This is a genomic window from Pseudomonas sp. GM60, assembly GCF_000282415.1.
Taxonomy (GTDB): domain Bacteria; phylum Pseudomonadota; class Gammaproteobacteria; order Pseudomonadales; family Pseudomonadaceae; genus Aquipseudomonas; species Aquipseudomonas migulae.
The window spans coordinates 1-7323 of record NZ_AKJI01000124.1 but is presented as its reverse complement, the minus strand read 5'-3'; the positions used below and the strand labels follow the sequence as shown (position 1 = coordinate 7323).

General features: G+C 57.7%; 6 protein-coding genes. 3 read left to right on the top strand and 3 right to left on the bottom strand.

Annotated features, from left to right (window positions below):
* Window positions 1-179 precede the first annotated feature (179 nt).
* Together clpA and clpS are read right to left on the bottom strand one after the other, a co-directional pair.
* Window positions 180-2450, bottom strand: coding sequence for an ATP-dependent Clp protease ATP-binding subunit ClpA (clpA, locus tag PMI32_RS03725; protein ID WP_008033994.1), 2271 nt, complete (start codon window positions 2448-2450; stop codon window positions 180-182).
* 30 nt (window positions 2451-2480) lie between these two features.
* Window positions 2481-2843, bottom strand: a complete 363-nt coding sequence (clpS, locus tag PMI32_RS0129215) for an ATP-dependent Clp protease adapter ClpS (RefSeq protein WP_015094394.1) — start codon at window positions 2841-2843, stop codon at window positions 2481-2483.
* A gap of 225 nt (window positions 2844-3068) precedes the next feature.
* Between clpS and PMI32_RS03730 the strand changes: the two genes are divergently transcribed.
* Entirely contained in the window at window positions 3069-3350 is a 282-nt protein-coding gene (locus tag PMI32_RS03730) for a cold shock domain-containing protein (RefSeq protein WP_008033988.1), read from the top strand.
* A 61-nt stretch (window positions 3351-3411) separates the two neighbouring features.
* On the opposite strand, the gene icd is transcribed toward PMI32_RS03730, so the two are convergent.
* On the bottom strand, window positions 3412-4668 hold the full coding sequence (gene icd / locus PMI32_RS03735) for an NADP-dependent isocitrate dehydrogenase (protein ID WP_008033986.1): 1257 nt from the start codon (window positions 4666-4668) through the stop codon (window positions 3412-3414).
* Between icd and PMI32_RS0129210 the strand changes: the two genes are divergently transcribed.
* The gene (locus PMI32_RS0129210) at window positions 4667-4894 is read left to right on the top strand and encodes a hypothetical protein (RefSeq protein WP_032829130.1); all 228 of its coding nucleotides are present in this window, start codon (window positions 4667-4669) and stop codon (window positions 4892-4894) included. The genes icd and PMI32_RS0129210 overlap by 2 nt on opposite strands.
* 268 nt (window positions 4895-5162) lie before the next feature.
* Window positions 5163-7323 (top strand): NADP-dependent isocitrate dehydrogenase (locus PMI32_RS03740; RefSeq protein WP_008033984.1); only part of this gene is annotated, 2161 nt, incomplete at its 3' end.

Below are 7323 nucleotides of genomic sequence, written 5' to 3'. Positions count from 1 at the left end.
GCGAGGCACCGAACGAAAGGGGCAAGAGCCCTTGGTTACTTGGGGCTCTTCCAAGTGACTCGCCGTAAGGGCGAAACCAATAGCCGCCGTTACCAAAGAAACGGATATGCACCCAAACCAAGCAGACAACAAAAAAGGCGCCCGAAGGCGCCTTTCGCTTTACAACAGATCAACAACCGTCAGGCCATTTCAGCCGTGGTTTCAAACTCGAAGGTCAGCTCGCCGTCCTTCAGATCGATATGCACCACGCCACCATGGTCAGCCAATTCGCCAAAGAGAATCTCTTCCGCCAGCGGACGCTTGATCTTGTCCTGAATCAAACGCGCCATCGGCCGAGCGCCCATTGCCGAGTCGTAACCACCTGCCGCCAGCCAGCTGCGCGCCGCGTCGGTCACTTCCAACTGCACGCGCTTGTCTTCCAACTGCGCCTGAAGCTCGGTAAGGAACTTGTCCACCACGCTTTTGATGACCTCATGACTGAGGCGACCAAACTGGATAATGGTATCCAGACGGTTGCGGAACTCCGGCGTGAAGCTCTTCTTGATCACTTCCATCGCATCGGACGAGTGGTCCTGATGGGTGAAACCGATCGAAGCACGCGCTGCGGTTTCGGCACCGGCGTTGGTTGTCATGATGACGATCACGTTACGGAAGTCCGCCTTGCGCCCGTTGTTATCGGTCAGCGTACCGTGATCCATGACTTGCAACAGCAAGTTGAAGACTTCCGGATGCGCCTTCTCGATTTCATCGAGCAACAGCACGCAGTGAGGCTGCTTGGTAATGGCTTCGGTCAGCAGACCGCCCTGATCAAACCCGACGTAGCCAGGAGGCGCACCAATCAGACGCGATACGGTGTGGCGCTCCATGTACTCGGACATGTCAAAACGAACCAGCTCGATACCCAACGCCTTGGCCAACTGACGCGCCGCTTCGGTTTTACCGACACCGGTCGGGCCTGCGAACAGGAACGAACCGACAGGCTTGTCAGGCGACTTCAGGCCGGCACGGGACAGTTTGATCGCAGTCGACAGAGAGTCGATTGCGGCATCCTGACCAAACACCGTCAGCTTCAGGTCACGTTCAAGGTTACGCAGCAGCTCTTTGTCGGAGCTGGTGACGTGTTTTGGCGGAATCCGCGCGATTTTCGCGACGATGTCCTCGACCTGAGGCACTTCGATGCGTTTCACGCGTTTCTCGATCGGTTGCAGACGCTGGTAGGCGCCCGCCTCGTCGATCACGTCGATGGCCTTGTCCGGCATGTGCCGGTCATTGATGTAACGCGAGGCCAGTTCAGCAGCGGCGCGCAGGGCTTCATCACTGTATTCGATATTGTGATGGAGCTCGAAACGCCCTTTCAGGCCGCGCAGGATGCCGATGGTGTCTTCCACCGACGGTTCCGACACATCGACTTTCTGGAAGCGTCGTGCCAGGGCACGGTCCTTCTCGAAGATGCCGCGAAATTCCTGGAAGGTGGTCGAACCGATGCAACGGATGTCACCGGACGACAGCAGCGGCTTGAGCAGGTTCGAGGCATCCATGACGCCACCGGACGCGGCACCCGCACCGATGATGGTGTGGATTTCGTCGATGAACAGGATCGCCTGCGGACGTTTTTTCAGTTCATTGAGCAACGCCTTGAAGCGTTTCTCGAAATCGCCGCGGTATTTGGTCCCGGCCAGCAAGGCGCCCAAGTCGAGGGAATACACCACGCTGTTGGCCAGCAGGTCCGGCACCTGGTTGTCGACAATACGCTTGGCCAGGCCTTCGGCAATCGCGGTTTTACCCACGCCCGCCTCGCCCACCAGCAGCGGGTTGTTTTTGCGTCGACGCGCGAGGATCTGCGCGACACGCTCGACTTCGAGCTCACGACCTACCAACGGATCGATACGACCCTGGCGCGCGAGTTCGTTGAGGTTACTGGCATAAGCATCCAGAGGATTGCCTGAAGAAGAAGACTCACCGCCCTCGTCGTCCTGCATATCTTGCTCACCTTCAGAGTGATCGCCATGCCCCGGCACTTTGGAAATGCCGTGTGCGATGTAGTTGACGACATCAATGCGTGCAACGCTCTGCTGTTTCAGCAGGAACACTGCCTGACTTTCTTGCTCACTGAAGATCGCAACCAGCACATTGGCGCCAGTCACTTCGCGTTTGCCCGAGCTCTGTACGTGGAAAACAGCACGCTGCAGAACACGCTGGAAGCCCAGGGTAGGTTGGGTCTCGCGATCCTCGTCATGAATAGGGATCAACGGCGTGGTGGAGTCGATGAACTCCTGCAGATCATGCTTGAGTTTGTCGAGGTTGGCGCCGCAGGCACGCAAAACGGTGGCGGCAGCCTCATTGTCCAATAAGGCCAGCAGAAGATGTTCGACGGTCATGAATTCATGACGCTTCGAACGGGCCTCCTTGAAGGCAAGATTGAGGGTGACTTCGAGCTCGCGGTTTAACATAGCTTCACCTCATACCCAAGTGGTCGGCGATTAACCGTCCTTCTCGATTTCACAGAGTAGCGGATGCTGGCTTTCCCTGGCGTACTGGTTGACCTGCATGGCCTTGGTCTCGGCAATGTCGCGGGTAAACACTCCACATACTGCCCGTCCTTCTGTATGGACGGCCAGCATGACCTTGGTCGCCAGCTCGCGATTCAGGTTAAAAAACACCTCGAGCACTTCGACGACGAAATCCATCGGTGTGTAGTCATCATTAAACAAAACCACCTTGTACATCGGCGGCGCCTGTAAAGCAGGCTTGGCCTCCTGAACAGCAATGCCTGCGGAATCGTCGTCGTGTAAATCAGGGCGATCCTGATTGAATGTTAGTCGAATCTGGCTGATTGCATGCATGGAAAGAAAGGTTCGTCAGTTGTGCGAATACAGTAGTGGGGACGGTTATGAACGATTTCAATACCGACTGCCGGGTCACCTTGACTATCGGCAAAACGGTGTTACAACCAATAGAGCCCACAGTGGGTAAAAAAGGTCCGCGGAGTCAATCTTATTTACAGGATTCGACTGCGGATGTACTGGATGATACTCCAGTGATGGAGTCTGTTGCAGAGGGATATGAGCATGGCTGTCGGTAAGGTGAAATGGTTCAACAATGCCAAGGGATTCGGTTTCATCAACACCGACGCCCGCGAAGGGCAGGACGAGGACGGTAAAGAGATCGATTTCTTTGCCCATTATTCCGCCATTGAAATGGACGGGTACAAAACCCTCAAGGCCGGGCAGCTCGTGAAATTCGAGATCGTCCAGGGCCCTAAAGGCCTGCACGCCGTGAAGATTACGGCGGCGCCTGCCTCTAACGAACAGCCCACACCCGCCCCCCACAAAGAAACAGTGTCGAACTGACGCAAGCCGTTACCCAGTCATAAAAAAACCGCCCGAAGGCGGTTTTTTTGTGCCGATTCGCTTACATGTGCGAAATCAGTGCATCGCCAAACCCGGAAGACGACACCAGCTTCGCGCCGTCCATCAGACGTTCGAAGTCATAGGTCACGGTCTTCGCGGAAATCGCGCCGTTAGTGCCCTTGATGATCAGGTCGGCCGCTTCGGTCCAGCCCAGGTGACGCAGCATCATCTCGGCGGAAAGAATCAGCGAACCCGGGTTGACCTGGTCCTTGCCGGCGTACTTCGGCGCAGTACCGTGGGTCGCTTCGAACATGGCGATGGTGTCGGACAGGTTGGCACCCGGCGCGATACCGATACCGCCCACTTCCGCCGCCAGGGCGTCGGAGAGGTAGTCGCCGTTCAGGTTCAGGGTCGCGATCACATCGTATTCGGCCGGGCGCAGCAGGATCTGCTGGAGCATGGCGTCGGCGATGGCATCCTTGACGATGACGTTCTTGCCGGTTTTCGGGTTTTTGAACTGCATCCACGGACCGCCATCGAGCAGGGTCGCGCCGAACTCTTCAGCCGCCACTTCGTAGGCCCATTCCTTGAAGGCACCTTCGGTGAACTTCATGATGTTGCCTTTGTGCACGATGGTCAGCGAGTCGCGGTCGTTGTCGACCACGTACTGCAGAGCCTTGCGCGCCAGACGCTTGGTGCCTTGCAGGGACACCGGCTTGACGCCGATACCGCAGTTTTCGTCGAAACGGATCTTGGTGACGCCCATTTCTTCTTTGAGGAACTTGATGACCTTGGTCGCTTCCGGCGAACCGGCCTTCCACTCGATACCGGCATAAATGTCTTCCGAGTTTTCGCGGAAGATGGTCATGTCGACGTCGCCTGGCTTCTTGACCGGGCTAGGCACGCCTTCGAACCAGCGCACCGGGCGCAGGCAAACGTACAGGTCGAGTTGCTGACGCAGGGCCACGTTCAGGGAACGAATGCCGCCGCCGACCGGCGTGGTCAGAGGGCCCTTGATGGAAACCACGTAATCCTTGACTGCGTCCAGGGTTTCCTGAGGCAGCCAGGTGTCCTGATCGTAAACCTGAGTCGCTTTCTCCCCGGCGTAGACTTCCATCCAGGAAATTTTGCGCTCGCCGCCGTAAGCCTTCTTAACAGCAGCATCGACAACCTTGATCATGACCGGGCTGATATCAACGCCAATACCATCGCCTTCGATGAAGGGGATGATCGGGTTGTTAGGAACATTGAGAGAATGGTCCGCGTTGACGGTGATTTTGTCGCCGACTGCTGGAACCTGAATCTTCTTGTATCCCATGCTGAACTCCATTGTTTGGATTGAACATCTGGCTTCGTCCGAGCGTACCCCAGTTAAATCGGCGCGCAAACCCTATGTTCTGCCCATCGACTGCAAAGCTGCGCAGTTCGTGTTCTACAAGCCTGAAAGCAAAGGGAAAAGCGCCAAACTCAAGCACGGCCAACGACTCTACGCCCTGCACTCCCCTGCGACCTTTAGACCAATGGACGACAATCGTTACGTATGAACCATCGGCAGATTGCCAGCTACCTATGTATAATGCCGCCCGCTGACCACAGAGTCACGACGGCCGACCTCTCTAGCACGAGACTTTGGACCCGAAAAAGCAGGACTGTTACCGCAGTCCACCCGCTTGACGCTCGACTGATGCACCCAACATCACCGCGCACAAATCTCGACATTCGGCTCATGGATGACTTTGAACGAACGCGCTTACCCGGCGCCCCTCGAGTTTCTGCGCACGCTTTAGCAAAGAAGAGAGAGTTAATCCGAATATGCCCACCCGCTCGAAGATCATCTATACCTTCACCGACGAAGCCCCAGCCCTCGCCACCTATTCACTGTTGCCTATCGTAGAAGCGTTCACCGCTTCGGCTGATATCGCCGTTGAAACCCGCGATATCTCTCTTGCAGGGCGCATCCTGGCCAGCTTCCCCGAGCAATTGGGTGACAAAGCCGTAGCCGACCACCTCGCCGAACTGGGCGACCTGGCCGTTACGCCAGAAGCCAACATCATCAAGCTGCCGAACATCAGTGCTTCGGTTCCGCAACTGCAGGCCGCGATCAAAGAGCTGCAAGCCCAGGGCTTCGCACTGCCGGACTACCCGGAAACCGTGACCAGCGACGCCGACAAAGAAGCCAAGTCGCGTTACGACAAGATCAAGGGCAGCGCCGTGAACCCGGTTCTGCGCGAAGGCAACTCCGATCGTCGTGCCCCGCTGTCGGTCAAGAACTACGCTCGCAAGCACCCGCACAAAATGGGCGCCTGGGCTGCGGACTCCAAGTCCCACGTCGCGCACATGAGCACCGGCGATTTCTACGGCAGCGAAAAAGCCGCCCTGATCGACGCCGCTGACGCCGTCAAAATCGAACTGATCGCTCAAGACGGCACCACCACCGTCCTGAAAGAAAAGACCACCGTGCAAGCCGGTGAGATCCTCGATTGCGCGGTCATGAGCAAAAACGCTCTGCGCAGCTTTATCGCTGCCGAGATCGAAGACGCCAAAGCCAAGGGCGTGCTGCTGTCGGTTCACCTGAAAGCCACCATGATGAAGGTCTCCGACCCGATCATGTTCGGCCAGATCGTTGCCGAGTTCTACAAAGACGCACTGGCCAAGCACGCTGACGTGCTGGCACAGATCGGCTTCAACCTGAACAACGGCATCGGCGACCTGTACGCTCGCATCAAGGCTTTGCCTGCCGAGCAACAAGCGCAGATCGAAGCGGACATCCAGGCGGTCTACGCCGTTCGTCCTTCGCTGGCCATGGTCAACTCCGACAAAGGCATCACCAACCTGCACGTGCCGAGCGACGTGATCGTCGACGCCTCGATGCCGGCGATGATCCGTGACTCCGGCAAAATGTGGGGCACTGACGGTCAGCTGCACGACACCAAGGCTGTGATCCCGGATCGCTGCTACGCCACCATCTACCAGGCCGTTATCGAAGACTGCAAGCTGCACGGCGCTTTCGATCCGACCACCATGGGCAGCGTGCCAAACGTTGGCCTGATGGCGAAAAAAGCCGAAGAGTACGGCTCGCACGACAAGACTTTCCAGATCAAGACCAACGGCGTTGTCCGCGTGACGGACAGCAAAGGCGCCTTGTTGCTGGAGCAGTCGGTTGAAGCCGGCGACATCTTCCGCATGTGCCAGACCAAAGACGCGCCGATCCAGGACTGGGTCAAACTGGCCGTCAACCGTGCTCGCGCAAGCAGCACCCCGGCGATTTTCTGGCTGGACCCAATGCGCGCTCACGACGGCGTAGTGATCGAGAAAGTTCAGGCTTACCTGAAGGATCACGACACCTCCGGCCTGGACATCCGCATCATGTCGCCAGTCGACGCGATGGCCTTCACTCTGGGCCGCACCCGCGAAGGCAAGGACACCATCTCGGTGACCGGCAACGTACTGCGCGACTACCTGACCGACCTGTTCCCGATCATGGAACTGGGCACCAGCGCCAAGATGCTGTCGATCGTTCCGCTGATGAACGGCGGCGGTCTGTTCGAAACCGGCGCCGGCGGTTCGGCACCGAAGCACGTTCAGCAACTGCTGGAAGAGAACTTCCTGCGCTGGGATTCCCTGGGCGAGTTCCTCGCTCTGGCCGCTTCCCTTGAGCACCTGGGCGTTACTTACAACAACCCTAAGGCGCTGGTTCTGGCCAAGACCCTGGACCAGGCCACCGGCCAGTTCCTGGACAACAACAAGTCGCCATCGCGCAAAGTCGGCAACATCGACAACCGCGGCAGCCACTTCTACCTGGCGCTGTACTGGGCTCAGGCCCTGGCCGCCCAGACTGAAGACGCTGCACTGCAAGCGCAGTTCGGCGAACTGGCAAAAACCCTGACCGAGAACGAGGCGACCATCGTTGCCGAGCTCAACGCCGTTCAGGGCAAGCCAGTGGACATCGGCGGGTACTACCACGCCAATGCCG